The following is a 21,807-nucleotide window of genomic DNA, read 5'->3' as shown; positions in this document are numbered from 1 at the left end:
CTCACCATTCCCCTCCTTTGGAGGGGTGTCAAAAAATGAAAATTTTTGACGGGGTGGTTAAAAAGATAAAATTTGGCAAAAAGAACAACATATCGCCCTCAAAAGAAACTGACCTTTATAGATATTATAAAAGGTAATTTCCTTAATCGTGATGAGATAAAAGTACACTACAAGTACTTTTTGTTGTTGTTTGTATTAATGATGGCTATGATTTACAGCAATCACCTTGTCAATAAAAAAATAAAAATTGTAAACGCATTAAAGGAAGAAACAGAAGAATATAAATCCAGAAACGCTTACGCACAAAGTAAGCTGATAAAAGTAAAAATGGAATCGCAATTGGGGAAAGAGGTTGCACAAGACTCTTTAATGACCTTGGAAAACCACCCTCATAAACTGCTAATAAAACTTGACAGTACAGATGCAAAAGCAAAATGAATACGATAACAAACGTAAAAAAACGTTAAGATGGGGCTACCTCTTCGCAGTGGTAGCTTTGTGCGTGTTTGTAATGTTTTTGGCAAGAATTGTAATCCTTCAAAACACTAATGTTCAAGAGATTAAAGACGATTACATTAATAAAAACTACCGTGAAGCGACATTAAAAGCTGCGCGAGGAAACTTATTCGCTTCTGATGGTTCTATTCTCGCAACAACCGTAATGCGTTATGACATTTATCTTGATTTCAAAACAATAAAAGATACTGTTTACACAAATAATATTGGTGCTTTAACAGATTCTTTAAGCAAAATGTTTGGAAAACCAAGGAGTGAGTTCAGAAAAAAGTTTGACGAACAAAGAAAAAAGAAAAACCAGTACTACACTCTGGCAAAAGGTCTTGATTTTGACCAATACGACAGAATAAGACAATTCCCTATCTTTAAAAAAGGTAAAAACAAAGGTGGTTTTATTGTAGACAGAAATTACAAAAGAGAATTGGCAACTTCTGAAATCGGAGCCGGAACCATTGGTATGGATAATGGTGAATACAGTTCTGGTCTTGAAGGTGCGTTTTCAAAATACTTAAGGGGAACCGACGGAAAAAGATTAGAGCAAAGAATTAACTCTTCTCAATGGAAACCTATTGATTACTGGAAAGTTCAAGAACCTGTCGACGGAGAAGACGTTTATACTACCTTAGACCTGAGAATTCAGGATATTGCACACTCAGCTTTAGAAAAACAACTTGTTAATTATGAAGCAAAACACGGAACTGTTATCGTAATGGAAGTTGAGACAGGGAAGGTTCGTGCAATGGTGAATTTGAAAAGAAATGAAGATGGAAACTATGAAGATTCATATAACTATGCTCTAAAAGATAATATTGAACCTGGATCTACTTTTAAAACGATTTCGTTATTGGCTGCGATGGATGATGGTTTTATTGATGAAAATACAACCGTAAATGTTGGAAATGGAGTTTGGGTATATGCGAAACAAAGAATTTCAGACGGTCATGGTGGTGGAACTTATGAAATTAGTGATGTTTTAGCCAAATCCAGTAATGTGGGAACAGCTAAACTGATTACGAAATATTATGCAGAAAAACCTCAGATTTTCCTAGACCATCTGAAGCGTTGGAAGCTATTCGACAAAATGGATATTGAGCTTCCAGGAATTACAAAACCAAAAATAGTAACACCTGAAAATAAAAGATGGAATGCTGCGACATTAGCATCAATATCTTACGGATATTCGTCTAATATCAACCTATTACAATTAGCAACTTTCTACAACGGAGTTGCTAATGGTGGCAAAATGCTCAAGCCTTTATTCATCGACAAAATCATGAAAGACGGAAAGGTGATGTACAGCTCAAAACCTGAAGTTATGGTCAATAAAATGGCTTCTGAAAAAGCTATTAAAATGATGACCAGCGCATTAACAAAAGCCGTAGAAAAAGGAACAGCAAAAAGTATTTTTACACCCAATTTAAAAATGGCAGGAAAAACCGGTACTGCAAGATTTGAATATTGGTTACCAGGTCCTATGAAATATCGTGCTTCTTTCGCAGGATTTTATCCCGCTGACAATCCGAAGTATACTTGTTATGTAATGATAAGTGAACCCAATACATCAAAAGGATTTTATGGAGGAGCTGTTTCTGCACCCGTTTTTAAGGAAATTGCAGGAAAAACATTCCTAAAAACACCTCAAAATATTGAAAAGGAAATGCTTGTTGATAAAAAAGTAAACCTCAATAAAATGGTTGAGCCTAACGTGAAGGTAGCCGTTAATAACAAGCAAATGCCCAGTGTAGTTGGATTAATTGGTAAAAACGTAATTCCTCAATTAGAAAATTTAGGATATAGAGTTGAATATAAAGGAGTAGGAAGAATCAAAGAACAATTCCCTTTAGAAGGTACAACAATTAGTAAAAATCAGAGAATTTATTTGTCTCTGCAGAATTAAAATATAAAGCATCAAAGAAATGCAATTAATTGAATTATTAAAAAGAATTCCAGTTTTAGAAATTCACGGTAATGATACTTGTGAAGTTTCAGAATTGGTATTTGATAGTAGGAAGGTAACTGAAAACTCATTGTACATTGCAATGAGAGGAACAGTTGTGGATGGACATTCATTTATTGCATCTTCCATTGAAAAAGGGGCAAAAGCTATTATTTGTGAAGAATTCCCCGAAAATATTATTGAGAATATTACTTATGTTAAAGTAAAAGACCCTTCAAAAGCTTTAGGACAATTAGCATCCAATTTCTATGGAAATCCTTCCGAAAAATTAAAATTAATCGGAGTTACAGGAACCAACGGAAAAACATCTGTTTCTACCCTGCTTTTTGATGTTTTCAAAAACTTAGGATATGATTCTGCTTTACTTTCTACTGTGGAAATTAGGGTTGGAGACAAAGTAATTCCGGCTACACATACAACTCCTGACGTTATTACAATCAATAAAATTTTAGCTCAGGCCGTAGAAGAAGGTTGTGAGTTTGCTTTCATGGAAGTAAGTTCTCACGGAATTGTACAGAACAGAATCGAAGGTCTTCATTTCAAAATAGCAGGTTTTACCAACCTTACACACGACCATTTAGACTATCATAAAACTTTTGAAGAATATTTAAAAGCGAAAAAAAGATTTTTTGATGGTTTAGAAGATACAGCCGTTGCAATTACTAATGTTGATGACAAAAACGGAAATGTCATGCTTCAAAATACTAAGGCAAAGAAAAAGTCTTATGCTTTGAAAACAATGGCAGATTATCACGGAAAATTGTTGGAAGTTGATTTCAACGGAATGTTGTTAAACTTCAACGGAAAAGAATTTTGGACAACATTGACAGGAAAATTCAACGTATACAATTTATTATTGGTTTTCGGGATTGCTTCTGAACTTGGTTTTGAGCAGGATGAAATTCTTCAGGCAATAAGTAAGTTGAAAAGAGTTTCCGGAAGATTTGAAACTTTTAAATCCGATGGTGGAATTTTCTTCATTGTAGATTATGCACACACTCCAGATGCTTTAGAAAATATTCTGGATAGCATTAATGATATCAGAACCAAAAACGAAAGATTAATCACAGTTTTCGGATGTGGAGGTGATAGAGACCACTCAAAAAGACCAGAAATGGGAAATATTGCTACTAAAAAATCAACATTAGCAATTATCACTTCTGATAACCCGAGAACAGAAGACCCTTCATCTATTATAAAAGAAATTGAAGCAGGTGTTGAGCCTCAAAACTTCAGCAAATACACTTCAATTCCTGATAGAAAAGAGGCAATAAAAATGGCAATAAAATTTGCAGAACCAAAAGATATTGTTCTTGTGGCAGGAAAAGGTCATGAAACATATCAGGAGATAAATGGTGTGAAACATCATTTTGATGACAAAGAAGTAATTAATGAGCTTTGGAAATTAATGAGTAAGTAAATTGTTAATTTAAAGATTGAATTGATTTAAAAATTTAAAAATTTGATGATGACAAAAAATTTTGAAAACTTTCCAGTTTACATCAAAAGTTTAGATTTAATTGAAAAAGTTTATCAATTCCTTCAAGACAAAAGCCTTGAGAAAGAATTTGAATTTAATAACCAAATAAAAAGAGCGAGTTTTTCAATATCAAATAATATTGCGGAAGGCTCAGAGTATAATAACAACAAACAATTTATTAAGTATTTAAAAATTGCAAAAGGTAGTTGTGCCGAAGTTAGAAGTATGATGATTGTGAGTAAAAGACTAGAACTGGGAGATAAAAATAATGCTGATGAAGTTATCAATCTATCAAGAGAAATTTCTTCTAATATCTCAAACTTTATTAAATATTTAAACGAAAATATTGAGAAGCCACAATCTTTAAATCTTTAAATAAATTAAATTTTTAAATCAAAAAGAAATTATGTTATACTATCTATATGAATATTTAACCAGCCACGGAATCCATGTGCCAGGATTAGGAATGCTAAAATACATTTCTTTTCGTGCAGGTATGGCTGTACTTTTCTCTTTAACCATTGCTCTTGTTTACGGAAAAAGAGTTATCAACTACCTGCGAACAAAACAAATGGGAGAATTGGTTCGTGATTTGGGATTAGACGGACAAAAACAAAAAGAAGGAACTCCTACAATGGGAGGGCTTATCATTATTTTAGCAACCATTATTCCTGTTTTGTTATTTACCAGAATTACAAACGTTTACATTGTTCTTTTATTGGTTTCAATGCTTTGGATGGGTGCAATCGGGTTTTTGGATGATTATTTAAAAAAGATAAAGAAAAATAAAGACGGACTTAGCGGAAAATTTAAAATTGTAGGACAGGTTGGACTAGGCTTAATTGTCGGAGTAACAATGTACTTCCACCCGGATATTACAGTAAAAAGAAAATATGCTGATGCAAAAGTGGTGAACCGAAACAATGTAGAGCAGAACTTTATGCCTACTGAAAAAATTGCTGTTTCCACTGTTCCTTTTACTAAAAATAACGAATTCGATTATAGCGGAATTCTATTTTGGATGGATGATAAAGACGCTCACGAATGGGCTTGGATTGTATTCATACCTATTGTAATATTTATTGTAACAGCCGTTTCAAACGGAGCGAATATCACTGACGGGATTGATGGTCTGGCTGCAGGAACAAGTACAGTCATACTCCTCACTCTTGCTCTTTTTGCATACCTTTCAGGAAACATCATTTTTGCAGATTACCTCAACATCATGTTCCTTCCAAACATGGGTGAAACCACCATTTTTGCAGTTGCAATGGTAGGTGCTGTTATTGGTTTTTTCTGGTACAATACCTACCCTGCTCAAGTTTTTATGGGAGATACAGGAAGTTTAATGTTAGGTGGAGTTATAGCTGTCTTGGCAATTATCTTAAGAAAAGAATTACTTATTCCGGTCTTGTGCGGAATATTTTTAATAGAAAACCTATCTGTAATGCTACAGGTTGCTGTTTTCAAATACAGAAAAAGAAAATACGGGCTGGAATACGCTCAAAATAATAGATTATTTAGAATGTCACCACTTCACCATCATTATCAAAAAGGAGGTTTTCACGAAAGCAAAATCGTGAACAGAATGATAATCATTGGGGTAATATTGGCGATTGTGTGTCTCATCACATTAAAAATGAGATAAAATTAATTTAAAATTGAAGAACATAATGTGTACCCTTCAATCATTAAATCAGAATAATATGAAAATAGTTGTTTTAGGAGGAGGCGAAAGCGGATGCGGCGCTGCTTATTTGGCTAAAAAACAAGGTATGGAAGTTTTTCTTTCAGACAAGGGAACTATTAAGGATAACTATAAGCAGTTTTTGACTGAAAATGAAATTGAATTTGAAGAAGGAAACCATGATGAAGAACGAATTTTAAATGCAGAATGGATTGTAAAAAGCCCCGGAATTCCAAAAAAGGCAGAAATTATCAACAAAATTCATGAGAAAGGTATCAGACTTTCTTCTGAAATTGAGTTTGCTTCAGAGTTTACCGATGCAAAAATAATTGCTATAACTGGAAGTAACGGAAAAACAACAACAACTTCTTTAATCTATTATATCCTTAAAAATGATGGATTAAATGTTGGCTTAGGCGGAAATATCGGCTATAGTTTTGCGAAACAGGTTGCAGATGAGAATTATGACTATTATGTATTGGAAGTAAGCTCTTTCCAATTGGATGATATTCAGAGTTTCAGACCATATATTTCTTTATTATTGAATTTGTCTCAGGATCATTTAGATCAGTATAATTACAATTATGAAGAATATGCTTTAGCAAAATTCAAAATAACTGAAAATCAAGAAAATGACAATTTTTTCATCTACAACAAAGATGATGAGATGAGTAAAAATATTCTTGAAAAACTGGAAGTAAAAGCTAAAATGATTCCTTTTTCAGTAAAAGAAAAATTATCAGAGGGAGGTTTTATTAATGATGATAAAATTATACTAAAGCTACAAGATGAATTTTCAATGAAAATCGAAGATCTTTCATTATTAGGAACTCACAATGTAGCCAACAGTTTAGCCGCTTCAATCGCAGGTAAAATACTAAATATCAGCAACGAAAGCATTAGAAACTCACTGATGACTTTCCAAGCAGTTGAGCACAGACTTGAGCTTGTTACTGAAATTGATGGGGTAAAATACATCAACGATAGCAAGGCAACCAATGTCAATGCAACTTATTATGCTTTAGAAAGCATGAAAGCTCCAACGGTATGGATAGTTGGTGGAAAAGACAAAGGTAATGACTATACAGAAATTGAAGATTTAGTCAAAAGGAAAGTAAAAGCAATTGTTTGTCTGGGAATAGACAATAAAAAAATTATAGACTTCTTTAAAGATAAAAAAGAGTTTATATATGATACCTCAAGCATGGAAGAGGCTGTAAAAGTTTCAAAGTCTTTAGCTAAAAAAGGCGATACTGTTTTATTATCGCCTTGCTGTGCAAGCTTTGATTTGTTTAATGGTTATGAAGACAGAGGTAATCAATTTAAAGAGCAAGTGCTAAAAAATTAAGAATTAACAATGAATAATTAGCAAATTAAACGTCAAAAGCTTAATTATTAATTCTTCATTATTCATTACAAATATGAACGAACAAGATACAGAAAACAGATTTGAATTTCTAAAGGGAGATAAAGTACTTTGGATGGTCATTATATTGATCTCCATATTCTCTATTTTCCCGGTATATTCTGCGAGTTCGAATCTGGAATATATTGTAAATAACGGAACCACAACTGGTCACGTTATCAAGCATATGTTCTTTGTGGTCTTAGGTTTAGGAATCATGAGAATTGTGGGCATGATAAAATACGAATACATCGGAAAACTCAGTAGCATATTACTCGGGTTAATGATTATTCTATTGATTATCACGATGTTTACAGGACAAACCATTGATGGAGCAAGTGCTTCAAGGTGGTTAAAAATTCCCGGAACACCTATTTCTTTTCAGCCTTCTTCGTTTGCATTTTTGATGTTAGTTATTTATTTGTGTAGATACTTAACCAAGAAAATCACCAGAGAAAGACTTCCGATTGAGAACATTATGTACATTTTCGGACCAATTTTACTGGTTTTCGTGTTAGTTGCAAAAGATAACGGTTCTACAGCATTAATGATTTTAATGGTTTCCGTAATCGTATTGATTATTGGTCAATTACATTGGAAATACATTGCCGGGTTTATTTCATCATCATTTGTTGCAATTGTTTTGTTTTTATTAATTGCTTTAAATACAAATTTAATTGGCGGAAACCGTGTACATACATGGATGAGTAGAATCGAAACATTTACATCAAGCAAAGCAAAAACTGCAGATGTAGATGACGAAAGTGTAAAGGCAAAAAACTATCAGGTAATGCAGGCAAAAGCAGCCATCGTTCACGGTGGAATTACCGGAATGGGTCCCGGAAAAAGTGCATTAAAACAAATGCTTCCGCAATCCGCATCCGACTTTATTTTTGCTGTAATTGTCGAAGAATATGGACTGATTGGTGCAGCTTTTCTGATATGTTTATATTTAATCATGATGATTCGTATTGTCATGATAGCCAGTAAAATGCCTGCATTTTTCGGTTCGTTGCTTGTTCTCAGCCTCGGAGTCATGATTTTCATACAACTCTCTGTAAATATAGCCGTTGCAGTTAATCTTATTCCGGTTACAGGGCAACCTTTGCCTTTAATAAGTTATGGAGGGACATCAATGTTGGTAACCTATTTGCAATTAGGAATTATTTTAAATATCAGCTCAAGAATTCAGATTTATGATGAAGAAGGAATGGGCAAAAAACAAAGTATAGTAGAAATTAATGATATAGCATAAAAATGAGTAAAAAACTAAAAGTATTATTATCCGGCGGAGGAACAGGAGGTCATATATTTCCTGCCATTGCGATTGCTGATGAAATCAAAAAAAGATTTCCAGATACTGAGTTTTTGTTCATTGGAGCCAACGGAAAAATGGAAATGGAAAAAGTTCCTCAGGCTGGCTATAAAATTGAAGGAATTGACATCGCAGGAATCGACAGAGGAAATATATTATCAAACTTAGGATTGCCTTTTAAAATTTTAAAAAGTTTATCAAAATCAAAGAAGATAATCAAAAAATTTGCTCCAGATTTTGCGGTGGGAACAGGCGGCTTTGCAAGCGGACCTGCTTTATATGAAGCGAGCAAATTAGGAATCCCGATTTTTATTCAGGAACAAAATGCACATGCAGGAGTAACGAATAAAATTTTAAGTAAAAAAGCACAAGCTGTCTTTACGGCTTATCCGAAAGTAGAAGGCTTTCCTGCAGAAAAAATAAAATTTCTGGGTAATCCTATTCGTGAAAATATTGTTTCAGGAATGAAAGATGCAGCTCAGGCTAAAGAGATAATTGGTTTAGATAAAAATAAACTTACCATTCTATCCGTAGGAGGTTCTTTAGGTTCAAGAACATTGAATAATGCTTGGAAAGCAAATTTAGACCAAATTATAGACAAAGATTATCAGCTTATCTGGCAAACGGGAAAGCTAGATTATAAAGATATTATTGAAGAAACAAAAAATATTAACAGTGGAAATATTCAGATTCTTGAGTTCATCAAAGATATGGTAACAGCATATTCTGCGGCGGATATTATTGTTTCAAGAGCAGGAGCAATTGCCATTTCGGAGTTAGCGGTTGCACAAAAACCTGTTGTATTGGTGCCCTTCCCTTTTGCAGCGGAAGACCACCAAACCAAAAATGCGATGAATCTTGTTGAAAAAGGTGCTGCCAGAATGGTAAAAGACTCTGAAATGCAGGAAAAATTCTGGAATACCCTTTCAGAAATCTGCGAAAATGAAAATGTAAGAAAAGAAATGTCTGAAAATCTTAAATACTTTGCCAAGCCAAATGCTGCAAAAGAGATTGTAGACGAAATTTTTAAAGTGATAAAATAATAATGAAAGTTTTAGAAACATATCAAAATTTTTACTTCGTAGGAATCGGAGGTATTGGGATGAGTGCTTTAGCGCGTTATTTCCATGCTTCGGGTAAGAAAGTTTTGGGCTACGATAAAACCAACACAAAACTTACTCAAACTTTGATGGATGAGGGAATTGATATTGTTTTTGAAGATATCATTGATGAAAGAATCACTTCACTTCAAAAAGAAAATACACTAGTAATCTATACTCCTGCAATTAAGATTTTAGGAATTTTAGATTATTTTAATGACAATCAATTTGAAGTTCTAAAAAGGGCAAAAGTTTTAGGTTTAATTACAGAAAATACAGATTGTATTGCCGTTGCCGGAACTCATGGTAAAACAACAACTTCTACTCTTGTTTCACATTTGTGTAAAGAAGCCAACTTGCCTTTTTCATGCTTTTTGGGAGGGATTTCTGAGAATTTTAAATCGAATTTCTTGTACAACGGTAATCAGTATTCTGTAGTAGAAGCCGATGAATATGACAGAAGTTTTCTAAACCTTTCTCCGGATTGGGCGGTGGTAACTTCCATTGATGCAGATCATTTGGATATTTATGGAGATAAAAACCATATTGAAGAGGGATTCAGACAATTTGCAGCTTTGGTTCCTGAAGACAAACAGCTTTTTGTAAAAAAAGGAATCGAAATCGGCAGACCTCACCATACCTATGCTGTAAATGAGAAAGCGGATTATTATTCAGACAATCTTAGAATGGATTATGATAAAATCTACTTCGATTTTCATACACCAACGGAAACTATAAAAGATTTTGTTTGGGAAATTCCGGGAATTCACAACGTAGAAAATGCAACGGTTGCTTTGGCCATACTTTCCAATTTAGGGGTTGATTTTGATGTTTTGAAGAAAGCTATTGCCAATTTCAAAGGAATTAAAAGAAGATATACCAAGCATATTTATAAAAACGGGAAAATATATATTGATGACTATGCACATCATCCAACAGAAATTAATGCTGTAGTAGGCTCAATCAGAACATTTTATCCTGATAAAAAATTATTGGTCGCATTTCAACCGCATTTATTTAGCAGAACCCGAGATTTTGCAGAAGGATTTGCAGAGAGCTTGAGTAAAGCCGATGAGCTTATTTTACTAGATATTTATCCGGCAAGGGAGCTACAGGAGAATTTTGAAGGAATCAGCTCAAGCTGGTTGTTAGAAAAAGTAACATTAGATAAGAAAGAAGTATCTACATTAAATGATGCTTTCTATAAAATAAAGGAAAAAGACTTCGATATTTTACTGACAGTAGGAGCAGGAAATATAGATACATTATATGACCCGATTCAAGATTGGTTGTCAAATAATTAAGATTTAAAAATGAAAAATAAGTACAGAATATTAAAAATTGTCATCACAGTAATCATTCTTGGTTTCCTGCTGAGTTTTTCTTTGAAAAAATTCAGTGGTCAGAAGATTACGGACGATAAGATTTCTGTAAAAATGAACGAAAAAACACCCGTTTATTTCATTGATGAGAAAGATATCCGCGAAATTGTAAAAAAAGAAAATCCATCGGGTAAAGTTGGGGATTTAAATATTCCGGCTCTGGAGAAAAAAATTAATAATCTTCCGGCTGTTGACAGCGCGAATGTTTATTTAAACTTAAATGGAAAGTTAAACTTAGATATTAAACAAAGAGTTCCTGTTTTCAGATTAAATAAAAACGGAAAAGACTTCTATGTTGATGAAAAAGGTATTGAATTTCCTATTTCAAAAACGTATTCACATCCTTGTATGCTCGTTACGGGAAATGTGAAAAAAGATGAATATCAAAAATTGGCCGAATTGGTTGATAAAATAGACAAGGATGATTTCAGTAAAAAATATTTTATCGGAATCTCAAAAGATAAAAACGGAGATTATAATCTTCTTACGAGTGAAGGAAATTATAAAGTAGAAATCGGAGATTTAGATAATATTGATTTCAAAGTAAAAGGTTTTAAAACATTTGTGGAAAAATATTTGGTGTTTCAGGAACCTCAAAAGTACAATATGATTTCGGTGAAATATCAGAATCAGATTGTAACCACTTTAAATCCCCATTTCAAAGAAAACGACAGTATTCTGAAAGTAGGACATAAAGAATTGGCAAAAACATCGGCTCCGATAGCAATAAAAAAACAGGAAACCGCGGTTAGTCCAAAAAAAGCAGAAACTAAAAAAAATAGTACTTCTGTATCAAAACCTAAAGAAACTAAAAACCAAAATACAACAACTAAACCCAAGGAAACTAAAAAAACAGAGGAAAAACCGAAGAAAAAAGCAAAAGTTAAAATAGAATAAAAATCAAATCGATATAGACAAATGGAAAATCAAGAGTATTCAGTAGGTCTGGACATTGGGACAACAAAAATTGTCGCCATTGTCGGAAGGAGGAATGCACACGGGAAAATAGAAGTTCTCGGTGTTGGGAAGGCCAAAAGTCTTGGAGTTCACAAAGGGATTGTGAATAATATTTCGCAAACCATTAATTCAATCAAAGCAGCTGTATCAGAAGCACAATCCAGCGCGGGTGTTCCTATCCGTAAAGTTACGGTTGGGATTGCAGGAAAGCATATTCGTTCTTTACAGCACTCTGATTATATTATGCGTGAACATCCGGATAAATTTATTACAGATGATGATATTGAAGCACTAAAAGACCAGGTAAAAAAACTGGTTATGCTTCCTGGTGAAGAAATAATCCATGTACTTCCTCAAGAATATAAAGTAGATTCCGAAGGTGAAATTCAGGAACCTGTCGGTATGCACGGAAAACGTTTAGAAGCAAACTTCCACGTTGTAGTTGGGCAAATGGGTAGCATCAGAAACATTGCAAGATGTGTTCGTGAAGCAGGATTAGAAATGGAAGCTCTTACTCTGGAACCTTTGGCATCTTCAGAGGCTGTTCTTACAAAAGAAGAAAAAGAAGCTGGAGTTGCCATAGTAGACATTGGTGGTGGAACAACAGATATTGCTATTTTTAAAGATAATATTATTCGTCATACCTGTGTAATCCCTTACGGAGGCGGAATTATTACAGAAGACATCAAAGAAGGCTGTTCGATTATTGAAAAACACGCAGAACAATTAAAAGTAAAATTTGGTTCTGCTGTTCCTGAGCTTGAAAAAGACAGTACTTATGTTACCATTCCCGGACTTCACGGAAGACCAGATAAAGAAATTTCTTTAAAAACTTTGGCACAAATTATCAATGCAAGAGTTGAAGAAATTCTGGAAATGGTAAATACAGAATTAAAAGCGTACGGAGCTTTCGAACAAAAGAAAAAACTGATTGCTGGAATTGTTCTTACCGGTGGTGGTTCAAACTTAAAGCACCTTCGCCAGTTGGCAAATTATACAACAGGTTTTGATAGCAGAATTGGTTTTGCAAATGAATATATTGCAAACGATAAAAATCAATATCTTAAAGGACCCGAATTTGCAACTTCTATTGGTTTACTAATGGAAAGTTTGAAAATCAGAGACAAAAAGCAACCTGTAGAAGAAGAAATCACAGTTCAGGAACAACCTAAAGCAGAAGCTGCAACAACTAATATTGAAACTGTTCAACAACCAATACAACAAACTGAAACAATTCAGCAACAAGAAGTTGTAAACGAACAGCAAGAAAAAAAATCAGCTAAACTGACTTTCGGGCAGTCGCTAATGGAAAAAGTAAAAAAATTCTTTGAAGAAGTAGAGTAAAATATAAATGATAAACGATAATTAATTATTGATGAATGAATTTCATCAGCAATTAAGAGTCAATTAAGAATTATAAAAAATTATAATTATGGAAAATTTAGGAACTCAAGGATTTTCATTTGATTTACCAAAAGGAAATTCATCAATAATAAAAGTAATCGGTGTTGGTGGCGGTGGAAATAACGCGCTAAAACACATGTACGAAAAAGGTATTCACGGTGTTGATTTCGTGATATGCAATACAGATGCTCAAACTTTAGATAATAACCCTGTTGCCAACAAAGTACAGTTGGGAACTTCTATCACAGAAGGTCTTGGTGCGGGTGCAGACCCGGAAGTTGGTGAAAAATCAGCTATCGAAAGCATTGAAGAAATTAAGGCTGCAATGGGACAAAATACCAAAATGGTATTCATCACTGCCGGAATGGGAGGTGGTACAGGGACAGGTGCCGCTCCGGTTATTGCTAAAGTTGCAAAAGACATGGGAATTTTAACGGTAGGTATCGTTACTGTTCCGTTCAGTTTTGAAGGTAAAAGAAGACTAGAACAGGCTGAAAATGGTCTTGAAAAATTAAGAAACAATGTTGATTCACTTATTGTAATCAATAATGATAAACTAAGACAACAATTCGGAAATCTTGGATTTAAACAAGGATTCTCAAAAGCCGATGAAGTTTTAACCAACGCCGCAAAAGGTATGGCTGAAGTTATCACAGGTTACTTTGATGTAAACATTGACTTTAGAGATGCTAAATCTGTTCTTCAAAATTCAGGAACTGCATTAATGTCTACAGGGACTGCTTCGGGTGAAAATAAAGCAGAAGAAGCTGTAAGAAAAGCTCTAGATTCTCCTTTATTGAATGACAACAAAATTACAGGTGCTAAAAATGTTCTATTGTTGATTAGAAGTGGTGCAGAAGAAGTTACGATGGACGAAATCGGTATCATTATGGACCACATCCAGAAAGAAGCAGGAAATACAGCTGATATCATTTTTGGAGTTGGTGCTGATGAAGAATTAGGAGATGCGGTAAGCGTTCTTGTAATTGCAACAGGATTCTCAAATGAAAATAAAAAATTTGCAGGACCTACAGAGAAAATCAAAATTAGCTTAAATGACACTTTTGATGCTCCAAAAACGTCTCCATTCAAAACAAGAGAAGAAAGAGAAATAACCTCTGAAACAGCTCAGGATTTTGGAGGAAAAAACCTTTTCAGATTAGATGATGAAGATAATGATACCCCACAGTTCAATATTACATCTACTGAAAAAAAAATGATTATTGAAGAAGAGGAAGTAAAAACTGAAATCAAATTCTTTGATAAAGAAGAAGATACACTTGACAATCCTGCTCAGAACTGGAGAAACAATGACGGAAATCAGGAAGAATCATTCAATTTATTTTCTTTGGACGAGGAAGGAGAAGATGCAAACGACTTAGAAATTGAATCTTTCAAGTTCGATTTTGAACAGAAAAAAGAAGAACCTCAGTCAAATACTTTCAACAACTCTTATTCACAAGAAAAACCGGTTGAATTCAGTTTCTTCGTAAATGAGCCTATCAATAATGAACCAAAATCAGATTTTGGACAGCCAAAGGCAGAACTAGTTACAGAAACGCATACAACAATAACTGAAACTTCTTTTGAAAAAACTGAAATATTCAATACAATTCAAGAGGAAGCAAAGCCAATTGTTGAAAATAAAGTAGAAATTGAAACTCCAAAACCTGCAGAATCTGAATTTACTTTCGTGAATAAGACTGCAGACCAGGAAAGAATAATGGAAAGAAGAAACAAATTAAAAGAATTCAATTCTCGTTACCAAAGTTTTGATAGCTCTAGCGAATTTGAGTCTATTCCTGCATTCAAGAGAAAGAATATTTCTATTGACGGAACTAATGCTTCAGACCAAAATATCAATACTTATTTATCTGAAAACAATGGTTCAATGCAAATCAGAGAAAACAGATTTTTAAATAAAGATGTTGACTAAATAATATAACAATGTAGAAATGTACCAATGTAACAATAACACTGTCATGCTAAGCATAGTCGAAGCATCTCATTGCTAAACTGTTACATTGATACATTGTTAAATTTGAAAAAATGAGTTTAGAAAATACAATAAACGAAGCTATAAAAACAGCAATGAGAGCTAAAGACAAAGTTGCTTTAGATTCTCTTCGCGCTGTAAAATCTCAAATTCTATTGCTGAAAACAGAAGCCAGAGGTGCCGAAGTTTCAGCAGAGCAGGAAATTGCTATTCTTCAGAGAATGGTAAAACAACGTAAAGACTCTTCCGAGCAATTTACTGCTCAAGGAAGAGCTGATTTGGCAGAAGTAGAGGATGCTCAAATGAAAGTAATTGAACAGTTTTTGCCAAAACAACTTTCAGCAGAAGAATTGGAGACTGAAATGAAAAATATTATTGCCGAAACCGGAGCTGAATCTATGAAAGATTTAGGAAAGGTGATGGGAATTGCTTCAAAAACATTAGCCGGAAAATCTGATGGGAAAAGTATCTCTGAGATGGCTAAGAAGCTACTTTCTTAGTTGATTTTTCAACTATTTTATACGGATATTCAACCTTTGCATATCGATTTGATTAAAGAAGCCCGAAACTAATTGTTTCGGGCTTCATTACTGTATAGATATTCAAAACTTTTTTTTTCTTTAATTCATCACTATTTTAGAAAATAAATTAAAGCGAAAAACTTTATTCTTTTTCAAATATCTATAAATACTTCATAATAAAAATCACTTTCAAAATGAGGGAAATGTATTAATACATTTTTTTCTTCACGGTTACTTTGTTTTTAGAATCATTTCAAATTTAACATTTTTTTTGATTTACACGTATATTTATTTTAATTTTTTTTAAATATTTGTAAATTATTAACAATCAATTGATTTTATTTTACTAAAGCATCAATAGTTATTATATATTGAACAAACGTAAAGAATTGTTTAACTTTGCATAGATTAAAAAAACAAAAATATGTATCCAACAGATTTAGTAATGCCTATGAAGGCAGAACTTACAGATAAAGGCTTCCAAGACTTGACAACTCCGGCTCAAGTAGAAGAAGCATTAAAACAATCAGGAACAACACTATTGGTAATCAACTCCGTATGCGGATGCGCAGCGGGAGCAGCAAGACCAGGAGTTGTATATTCGTTAACTGGAGAAAAAAAACCAGACCATTTAACTACTGTTTTTGCAGGTTTTGATACAGAGGCCGTAGTAGAAGCAAGAAAACATTTGGCACCTTTCCCTCCAAGCTCACCATGTGTAGCTCTTTTCAAGGATGGAGAATTGGTTCACATGCTGGAAAGACACCACATTGAAGGAAATCCTGCAGGAGCTATTGCAGCAAATCTTCAGGCTGCTTATGACGAATATTGCTAAGAAACAATAATTCTAAATACCAAACCGCAACAAAATTGTTGCGGTTTTTTTGTATTTTAATGCTATAAAAATTCCTTAAAAAATCAAATATCATTATATTTGTTGGAATGGCAACGAAGGCACTTTTCAACACTGTAGTTAATTGGTTTATTCGTCAAAGAATAGATCAAATACAGAATTTTATGGATCATCCCATTGAAACACAGAAGGGAATTTTATTTTCACAATTATTCCATGCCGAAGATACAGAGTATGGAAAAAAATATGGGTTTAATTCTATTTCAAGTTATCAGGACTTCAAAAATAAAGTTCCAATTGTTACTTATGAAGACTTCGAACCCTATATTGAAAAAGCCAGACAAGGACAGAAAGATATAAGTTGGCCAGGATATATAAAACATTTCGCAAAGTCTTCAGGAACTACAAACGCAAAGAGTAAATTTATTCCTATTTCAGATGAAAGCCTGGAATACTGTCACATGAAGGCAGGAAAAGATATGGTTTCTATTTATGCAAACAATCACCCAGAAAATCAGCTTTTCACCAACAAAAATTTACGTTTAGGCGGAAGCTCAGAACTTTATGCTGATTTCAATACTAAATTTGGAGATTTATCTGCTATTTTGATTGATAATCTTCCTTTCTGGGTTGAAATCACAACCACTCCAAGCAAAAAAGTTTCTTTAATGGGAGAATGGGAAAGCAAACTGAAAGCGATTACATCTGAGGTGAAAAATGAAGATGTAGGAAGTATTTTGGGAGTTCCAAGCTGGATGATGGTTTTACTTCAAAGAGTTTTAAAGGAAACTGATGTTAAAAATATCTCTGAACTCTGGCCCAATCTGGAAGTTTTCTTTCACGGAGGAATTAGCTTTAAACCTTATCGCGAACAATACAAACAAATCATAGGAAAAGACATTAACTACTATGAAATTTATAATGCTTCTGAGGGCTTCTTCGGAATTCAGGATAGATCAAACAGTGATGAAATGCTTTTAATGCTAGATTATGGTATTTTTTATGAGTTTATTCCTATGGATCAGTTTCATTCTTCCAATCCTAAAGTTGTTAGCTTAGAGGATGTTGAATTAGGAAAAAACTATGCAATGGTTATTACAACCAATGGTGGACTTTGGAGATATTTGATTGGGGATACAGTTATCTTTACCTCAACCAATCCTTTCAGAATAAAGATTACAGGAAGAACTAAGCACTACATTAATGCTTTTGGGGAAGAATTAATGATAACCAATGTAGAATCGGCATTATCAAAAGCGTGTGAGGCAACAGAAGCAGCCGTAACCGATTTTACGGGAGCTCCCGTTTTCATGAAAGAAAATGAAGGTGGAGCTCATGAATGGATTTTTGAATTTTGTAAAAAACCAAACGATATAGAAAGTTTTATTGATATATTCGACCAACATCTAAAATCAATCAACTCAGATTATGAAGCGAAACGATACAATAATATGACCCTTAAAAGACCTATTGTACATATTGCAAAGCCTAATTTATTTTATTCATGGTTAGAATCAAAAGGGAAACTTGGTGGTCAAAACAAGGTTCCTAGACTTAGTAATGACAGAGAATACATAGATCCTTTACTGGAACTAAACAATACCCTATAAAAAAAACCGCAGTCTGGCTGCGGTTTTTATTTTACTTTCTTAAATCTTCTTTTAATTTTTTAGCAGCATCTTCTACTTTTGACGCTCCTGTTGCTGCGGCATCTTTCACGTCTTTACTTACCTCTTGTGCTCCTTTCTTAATATCCTTGCCAACCTTGTTTGCTTCATCTTTGATGTCTTTTCCTGCTTTATTGATATCTTCTTTTGTTTTCTGAGCGGCAGCATCTATTTTATTCCCAGCCTCATTTGCTTTAGCTTTTACATCGTCTTTAGCCTGATTAATTTTCGCCGTATCTACCTCCACCCCGGGAGTTTGAGTAACCGTCGTTGATGTCGTTGTAACCGTTCCATCAGGATTTTCTACAGTTTCTGTTTTAGTTGTTGATTTTTTACAAGCTACAAAAGCAAGAGAAATAATCCCTGCCATTAAAATGTGTTTTTTCATATATTTTATTTTTTAAAGTTTTTTAATTAGTTAGTCGTTGATTGAGTTTCAGAAGATTTTTGCTTTTTCTCTTCCTCAGCTTTCTTCTTTTCCTCCTCTTGTTTTTTCTTATTCTCTTTTTCCAGCTCTTCTTTTATTCTCTTTTCTTCAGCCTGAAGTTTTAAAACCTCTTTTATTGAATCCTGATATTTTTGAGAAGACATTCTTATCTGTCTTACAATATCAACAGAAGTGGCTCCATTTGAAAAAGAATCAACTGCTATGGTATCATAAGTTGCTTTTGAGCTTTCCTGAGGATACAAATCAACAGGTTCTTTTTTACCACAAGACATCATCAAAAAAGAGAAAAGAAAACATCCAAACAAAAAATTTTTCATAAAACTAATTTAATAGAAATTCTGCAATTACAGGATAATGATCTGATAATTTTACAGAATAATCTACTTTATAACTTAATGGTGTTATTGAACTAGAGGTAAATATATAATCTAGTCTTAAAGGAAATTTATACTCATGGAAACTCGTTGAAGCTCCATGCCCTACTTTTATAAAAGCATCGTCAAGATTTTTACCCAAATTATAATATTCATAAGAGTTGGGAACAGAATTAAAATCTCCCGCCAAGATAACTGGATATGGAGAGGCATCAACCGCTCTTCTAATCTTTTTTATCTGATGTTCATGAGCTTTAAAAGTCGGTATTAAACGGGAAAAAATCATTCCTAATTTATTGGATTCCTTTTCCATCCCATCAAACTCAATCATTGATTTATGCAGTCTAAAAGGTTCCAAATAAACATTGATAATTCTTACAATTTTCCCATTAATATCAACATCTGCATAAAAAGAATTTCCTCTTGAGGTTTCTGTAATTAATTCTTCCTGCCTCAGAATTTTATGCTTTGTTTTTAAAATTACCGTTGGATATTTAACCAGATTTTCTTTCAAAACTGTACTTGTATCTTTTTCCTGAACCAAAATGATATCTGCATTTTGTGATCGTATATATTTTTTAACAGTATCCCATCCACCAACAGTACCATACTTCACATTGAATGTCAATACCTTAATATCTCTTTTAGGTTTTGCCTCTTTTTTTATTTGAGGAGAAAAATTAATCCATCTTCTAATAGGATTATAGAAAATAAATGTGCTTACAACAAATAGAATCGCTATTTTTTTCCTTTTAACAATCCAAATGAAAGTCAATAAGAAATGGAGAAGAATGAGATAAGGAAAGCAAAGTGAAAGAAGATTTAGTTTGCTAAAATAATTAGGAGGAATCCAAGCATTAGCAAACGTACATAAGAGTAAAAAAAGTATTGTTAAATGAAAAAAAAGGGTGATTTGGCTCGGTTTCATAAAAAAATTATTGATTCCGAAGATTTTTTCAGCAAAAATCCGACCAACAGCCTCGGTTTTAACGAACTTTATGATTCCTATTTTTTAATAGAAAATGTTGCAATAACAGGAAAATGGTCTGAAATTTCTACAGTTCTGTCGACCTGATAGCTAATTGGCCTTACTAAATCCGAGGCGAAAATATAATCAATTCTCAATGGAAATTTATAATCATGAAAACTGGTAGAACTTCCGCTACCTGCTTCAACAAAAGCATCATTTAAATCTTTTCCCAAATGATAATACTCGTAAGAATTAGGAACTGCATTAAAATCACCTGCTAAAATTATAGGATATGGTGACTCATCGATTGCCTTTCTAATAATTTCTACCTGTTCCTGATGAATTTTAAAGGTTGGAATAAGTTTTTTGACTACATTTTTAAGCTTTTCTTTATCCTCATCACTATTACCATCAAGTTTTACCATTTGTTTCTCAAATTTGAATGGTTGCAGATATACATTAATAAAGCGGTAAATATTTCCTTTTATTTCTATGTCATTTAAATCTGCATAAGAATTAAAATCCTCATAATTCCCGGAAATTAATACTTTCTTATTAATTACATTATACTTAGAATATAAAGAAACTATAGATACATTTTTCGATTTTTGAAGATTATTAAACTCTATTTCTTTGTCAGCATCTTCCTGTAAAAAAACAATATCCGCATTTTTTGAATTAATATATTCTTCGATATTTTTCAAACCCAATCCTCCTCCCTTTACATTTAAGGAAATAATTTTCAAATCAGGAATTTCTTTACTTTCAGAAGAAAAATTTACCCACCTTTTAATAGGGTGAACAAAAGCTAAACTCCACACCAGGAATATAATTGCTCTTTTTTTCCAGGAAAAAACCCAGAAAAGACTTAATAGAAAATGTCCTATAATTAATCCCGGAAAAGCAAGAGAAAGAAGATTAAACCATGGAAATACTTTCGGCGGAACATATGCATTCAATAGCATACAAAGCAAAAGGAATAATATCCCCAAATGCAATATAAAAAGTATTAACCGAACGACCTTCACAAAAATATTTTAATTAAATCTGTATAAATGTTTTTTCCAACTTCTTGCTAATAACCAACCTACCAGCGCTCCACCCACGTGAGCCAAATGAGCAATTCCTCCTCCATTTCCAGATACACCTAACCAGATTGAAATAATAATTATAATAGGTAATAAATATTTAACTTTTATAGGAACAGGAATAAACATAATTCCGATTTTAGCATCAGGATAAAGTGTTGCAAAAGCCGCTACAACCCCAAAAATAGCACCAGAAGCTCCAACCATTCTTCCTAAGTAAATTTCTGCCAAGTTTTTTTCTTCTTCATTAATAATTGGCGTTTGATCTAGATTATTTATCAATGAATTCAAAAAATCTTTTACATCAATATTCATTGATTGAAGTTGCGAAACCAACTGCTGAAATTCAATAAAATTCCATAGATTAAACAAGAAAAATGCTCCTAAGCCACTCAAAAAATATAAAATCAAATATCTTTTATCTCCTAAAGTTTGTTCTAAAACCGGTCCAAAACTAAACAGCGTAAACATATTAAATAAAATATGCATAATTCCTCCACTTTCTTTGACACTAGCATGCATAAACATATGAGTAATGATTTGCCAAGATTTAAAATTCGGAGAAAAAGGATAATAACCAGAAAGAATATCATATAATTGTGGAAATATAAAATTAGCAACAATAAATACTATTACATTGATAATGATAATATTTCTTGTAATGGGTGGTATATTATTAAACATTTA

General features: G+C 33.1%; 20 protein-coding genes. 15 read left to right on the top strand and 5 right to left on the bottom strand.

Annotation, left to right across the window (positions count from 1 at the left end; genetic code table 11):
• Positions 1-72: 72 nt before the first annotated feature.
• The 15 genes from OH806_RS05730 to OH806_RS05660 all read left to right on the top strand — a co-directional run bounded on the left by OH806_RS05730 (position 73) and on the right by OH806_RS05660 (position 18,183).
• Positions 73-438, top strand: coding sequence for an FtsL-like putative cell division protein (locus OH806_RS05730; protein ID WP_264742712.1), 366 nt, complete (start codon positions 73-75; stop codon positions 436-438).
• Positions 422-2,413, top strand: a complete 1,992-nt coding sequence (locus tag OH806_RS05725; RefSeq protein WP_264742711.1) for a penicillin-binding transpeptidase domain-containing protein — start codon at positions 422-424, stop codon at positions 2,411-2,413. Before OH806_RS05730 ends, OH806_RS05725 begins: the two co-directional genes overlap by 17 nt.
• 19 nt (positions 2,414-2,432) lie before the next feature.
• Positions 2,433-3,893: a UDP-N-acetylmuramoyl-L-alanyl-D-glutamate--2,6-diaminopimelate ligase gene (locus tag OH806_RS05720; RefSeq protein WP_264742710.1), complete on the top strand. Its 1,461-nt coding sequence runs from the start codon at positions 2,433-2,435 to the stop codon at positions 3,891-3,893.
• 48 nt (positions 3,894-3,941) lie between these two features.
• A complete protein-coding gene (locus OH806_RS05715) occupies positions 3,942-4,328 on the top strand; it encodes a four helix bundle protein (protein ID WP_264742709.1) in 387 nt (128 codons plus the stop codon).
• A gap of 31 nt (positions 4,329-4,359) precedes the next feature.
• Positions 4,360-5,601 (top strand): phospho-N-acetylmuramoyl-pentapeptide-transferase, encoded by a 1,242-nt coding sequence (mraY, locus tag OH806_RS05710; RefSeq protein WP_264742708.1) that lies wholly within the window; start codon positions 4,360-4,362, stop codon positions 5,599-5,601.
• 58 nt (positions 5,602-5,659) lie between these two features.
• Entirely contained in the window at positions 5,660-6,988 is a 1,329-nt protein-coding gene (gene murD, locus OH806_RS05705; protein ID WP_264742707.1) for a UDP-N-acetylmuramoyl-L-alanine--D-glutamate ligase, read from the top strand.
• A gap of 73 nt (positions 6,989-7,061) precedes the next feature.
• Positions 7,062-8,300 (top strand): FtsW/RodA/SpoVE family cell cycle protein, encoded by a 1,239-nt coding sequence (locus tag OH806_RS05700; RefSeq protein WP_264742706.1) that lies wholly within the window; start codon positions 7,062-7,064, stop codon positions 8,298-8,300.
• 2 nt (positions 8,301-8,302) lie between these two features.
• Complete coding sequence (gene murG / locus OH806_RS05695) at positions 8,303-9,403, top strand: undecaprenyldiphospho-muramoylpentapeptide beta-N-acetylglucosaminyltransferase (protein WP_264742705.1); 1,101 nt, start codon at positions 8,303-8,305, stop codon at positions 9,401-9,403.
• Positions 9,404-9,405: 2 nt separating this feature from the next.
• Positions 9,406-10,764 (top strand): UDP-N-acetylmuramate--L-alanine ligase, encoded by a 1,359-nt coding sequence (murC, locus tag OH806_RS05690; protein ID WP_264742704.1) that lies wholly within the window; start codon positions 9,406-9,408, stop codon positions 10,762-10,764.
• 9 nt (positions 10,765-10,773) lie between these two features.
• Positions 10,774-11,739 (top strand): cell division protein FtsQ/DivIB, encoded by a 966-nt coding sequence (locus OH806_RS05685; protein ID WP_264742703.1) that lies wholly within the window; start codon positions 10,774-10,776, stop codon positions 11,737-11,739.
• Positions 11,740-11,760: 21 nt separating this feature from the next.
• Positions 11,761-13,143, top strand: coding sequence for a cell division protein FtsA (gene ftsA / locus OH806_RS05680; protein WP_264742702.1), 1,383 nt, complete (start codon positions 11,761-11,763; stop codon positions 13,141-13,143).
• Positions 13,144-13,231: 88 nt separating this feature from the next.
• Positions 13,232-15,139 carry a cell division protein FtsZ gene (gene ftsZ / locus OH806_RS05675; RefSeq protein ID WP_264742701.1) on the top strand — a complete coding sequence of 636 codons (1,908 nt, stop codon included), beginning with the start codon at positions 13,232-13,234 and terminating at the stop codon, positions 15,137-15,139.
• Between the two features lie 113 nt (positions 15,140-15,252).
• A complete protein-coding gene (locus tag OH806_RS05670; protein WP_264742700.1) occupies positions 15,253-15,699 on the top strand; it encodes a GatB/YqeY domain-containing protein in 447 nt (148 codons plus the stop codon).
• Between the two features lie 445 nt (positions 15,700-16,144).
• The gene (locus OH806_RS05665) at positions 16,145-16,555 is read left to right on the top strand and encodes a BrxA/BrxB family bacilliredoxin (RefSeq protein WP_264742699.1); all 411 of its coding nucleotides are present in this window, start codon (positions 16,145-16,147) and stop codon (positions 16,553-16,555) included.
• 107 nt (positions 16,556-16,662) lie between these two features.
• A complete protein-coding gene (locus OH806_RS05660; RefSeq protein ID WP_264742698.1) occupies positions 16,663-18,183 on the top strand; it encodes a GH3 auxin-responsive promoter family protein in 1,521 nt (506 codons plus the stop codon).
• A 31-nt stretch (positions 18,184-18,214) separates the two neighbouring features.
• On the opposite strand, the gene OH806_RS05655 is transcribed toward OH806_RS05660, so the two are convergent.
• From OH806_RS05655 to OH806_RS05635, 5 genes are all read right to left on the bottom strand, one after another.
• On the bottom strand, positions 18,215-18,628 hold the full coding sequence (locus OH806_RS05655) for a hypothetical protein (RefSeq protein WP_264742697.1): 414 nt from the start codon (positions 18,626-18,628) through the stop codon (positions 18,215-18,217).
• 26 nt (positions 18,629-18,654) lie between these two features.
• A complete protein-coding gene (locus OH806_RS05650) occupies positions 18,655-19,005 on the bottom strand; it encodes a hypothetical protein (protein ID WP_264742696.1) in 351 nt (116 codons plus the stop codon).
• 4 nt (positions 19,006-19,009) lie between these two features.
• Complete coding sequence (locus OH806_RS05645) at positions 19,010-19,990, bottom strand: endonuclease/exonuclease/phosphatase family protein (RefSeq protein WP_264742695.1); 981 nt, start codon at positions 19,988-19,990, stop codon at positions 19,010-19,012.
• A 77-nt stretch (positions 19,991-20,067) separates the two neighbouring features.
• Positions 20,068-20,997: an endonuclease/exonuclease/phosphatase family protein gene (locus tag OH806_RS05640; protein WP_264742694.1), complete on the bottom strand. Its 930-nt coding sequence runs from the start codon at positions 20,995-20,997 to the stop codon at positions 20,068-20,070.
• 72 nt (positions 20,998-21,069) lie between these two features.
• The gene (locus OH806_RS05635) at positions 21,070-21,804 is read right to left on the bottom strand and encodes a rhomboid family intramembrane serine protease (protein WP_264742693.1); all 735 of its coding nucleotides are present in this window, start codon (positions 21,802-21,804) and stop codon (positions 21,070-21,072) included.
• Between the last annotated feature and the right edge of the window lie 3 nt (positions 21,805-21,807).

Source organism: Chryseobacterium oryctis (genome assembly GCF_025971925.1).
Classification (GTDB): Bacteria; Bacteroidota; Bacteroidia; order Flavobacteriales; family Weeksellaceae; genus Chryseobacterium; species Chryseobacterium oryctis.
This window is presented reverse-complemented; position numbering and strand designations above follow the sequence as displayed.

Bases quoted from the DNA above. Each gene is read 5' to 3' on its own strand.
- OH806_RS05720 (WP_264742710.1), top strand. From the start codon at position 2,433: ATGCAATTAATTGAATTATTAAAAAGAATTCCAGTTTTAGAAATTCAC.
- OH806_RS05685 (WP_264742703.1), top strand. From the start codon at position 10,774: ATGAAAAATAAGTACAGAATATTAAAAATTGTCATCACAGTAATCATT.
- OH806_RS05640 (WP_264742694.1), bottom strand. From the start codon at position 20,997: ATGCTATTGAATGCATATGTTCCGCCGAAAGTATTTCCATGGTTTAAT.
- OH806_RS05655 (WP_264742697.1), bottom strand. From the start codon at position 18,628: ATGAAAAAACACATTTTAATGGCAGGGATTATTTCTCTTGCTTTTGTA.
- OH806_RS05635 (WP_264742693.1), bottom strand. From the start codon at position 21,804: ATGTTTAATAATATACCACCCATTACAAGAAATATTATCATTATCAAT.
- OH806_RS05645 (WP_264742695.1), bottom strand. From the start codon at position 19,990: ATGAAACCGAGCCAAATCACCCTTTTTTTTCATTTAACAATACTTTTT.
- OH806_RS05700 (WP_264742706.1), top strand. From the start codon at position 7,062: ATGAACGAACAAGATACAGAAAACAGATTTGAATTTCTAAAGGGAGAT.
- mraY (WP_264742708.1), top strand. From the start codon at position 4,360: ATGTTATACTATCTATATGAATATTTAACCAGCCACGGAATCCATGTG.
- ftsA (WP_264742702.1), top strand. From the start codon at position 11,761: ATGGAAAATCAAGAGTATTCAGTAGGTCTGGACATTGGGACAACAAAA.
- murC (WP_264742704.1), top strand. From the start codon at position 9,406: ATGAAAGTTTTAGAAACATATCAAAATTTTTACTTCGTAGGAATCGGA.
- OH806_RS05725 (WP_264742711.1), top strand. From the start codon at position 422: ATGCAAAAGCAAAATGAATACGATAACAAACGTAAAAAAACGTTAAGA.
- OH806_RS05665 (WP_264742699.1), top strand. From the start codon at position 16,145: ATGTATCCAACAGATTTAGTAATGCCTATGAAGGCAGAACTTACAGAT.
- OH806_RS05650 (WP_264742696.1), bottom strand. From the start codon at position 19,005: ATGAAAAATTTTTTGTTTGGATGTTTTCTTTTCTCTTTTTTGATGATG.
- ftsZ (WP_264742701.1), top strand. From the start codon at position 13,232: ATGGAAAATTTAGGAACTCAAGGATTTTCATTTGATTTACCAAAAGGA.
- OH806_RS05715 (WP_264742709.1), top strand. From the start codon at position 3,942: ATGACAAAAAATTTTGAAAACTTTCCAGTTTACATCAAAAGTTTAGAT.
- OH806_RS05670 (WP_264742700.1), top strand. From the start codon at position 15,253: ATGAGTTTAGAAAATACAATAAACGAAGCTATAAAAACAGCAATGAGA.
- OH806_RS05660 (WP_264742698.1), top strand. From the start codon at position 16,663: ATGGCAACGAAGGCACTTTTCAACACTGTAGTTAATTGGTTTATTCGT.
- murD (WP_264742707.1), top strand. From the start codon at position 5,660: ATGAAAATAGTTGTTTTAGGAGGAGGCGAAAGCGGATGCGGCGCTGCT.
- murG (WP_264742705.1), top strand. From the start codon at position 8,303: ATGAGTAAAAAACTAAAAGTATTATTATCCGGCGGAGGAACAGGAGGT.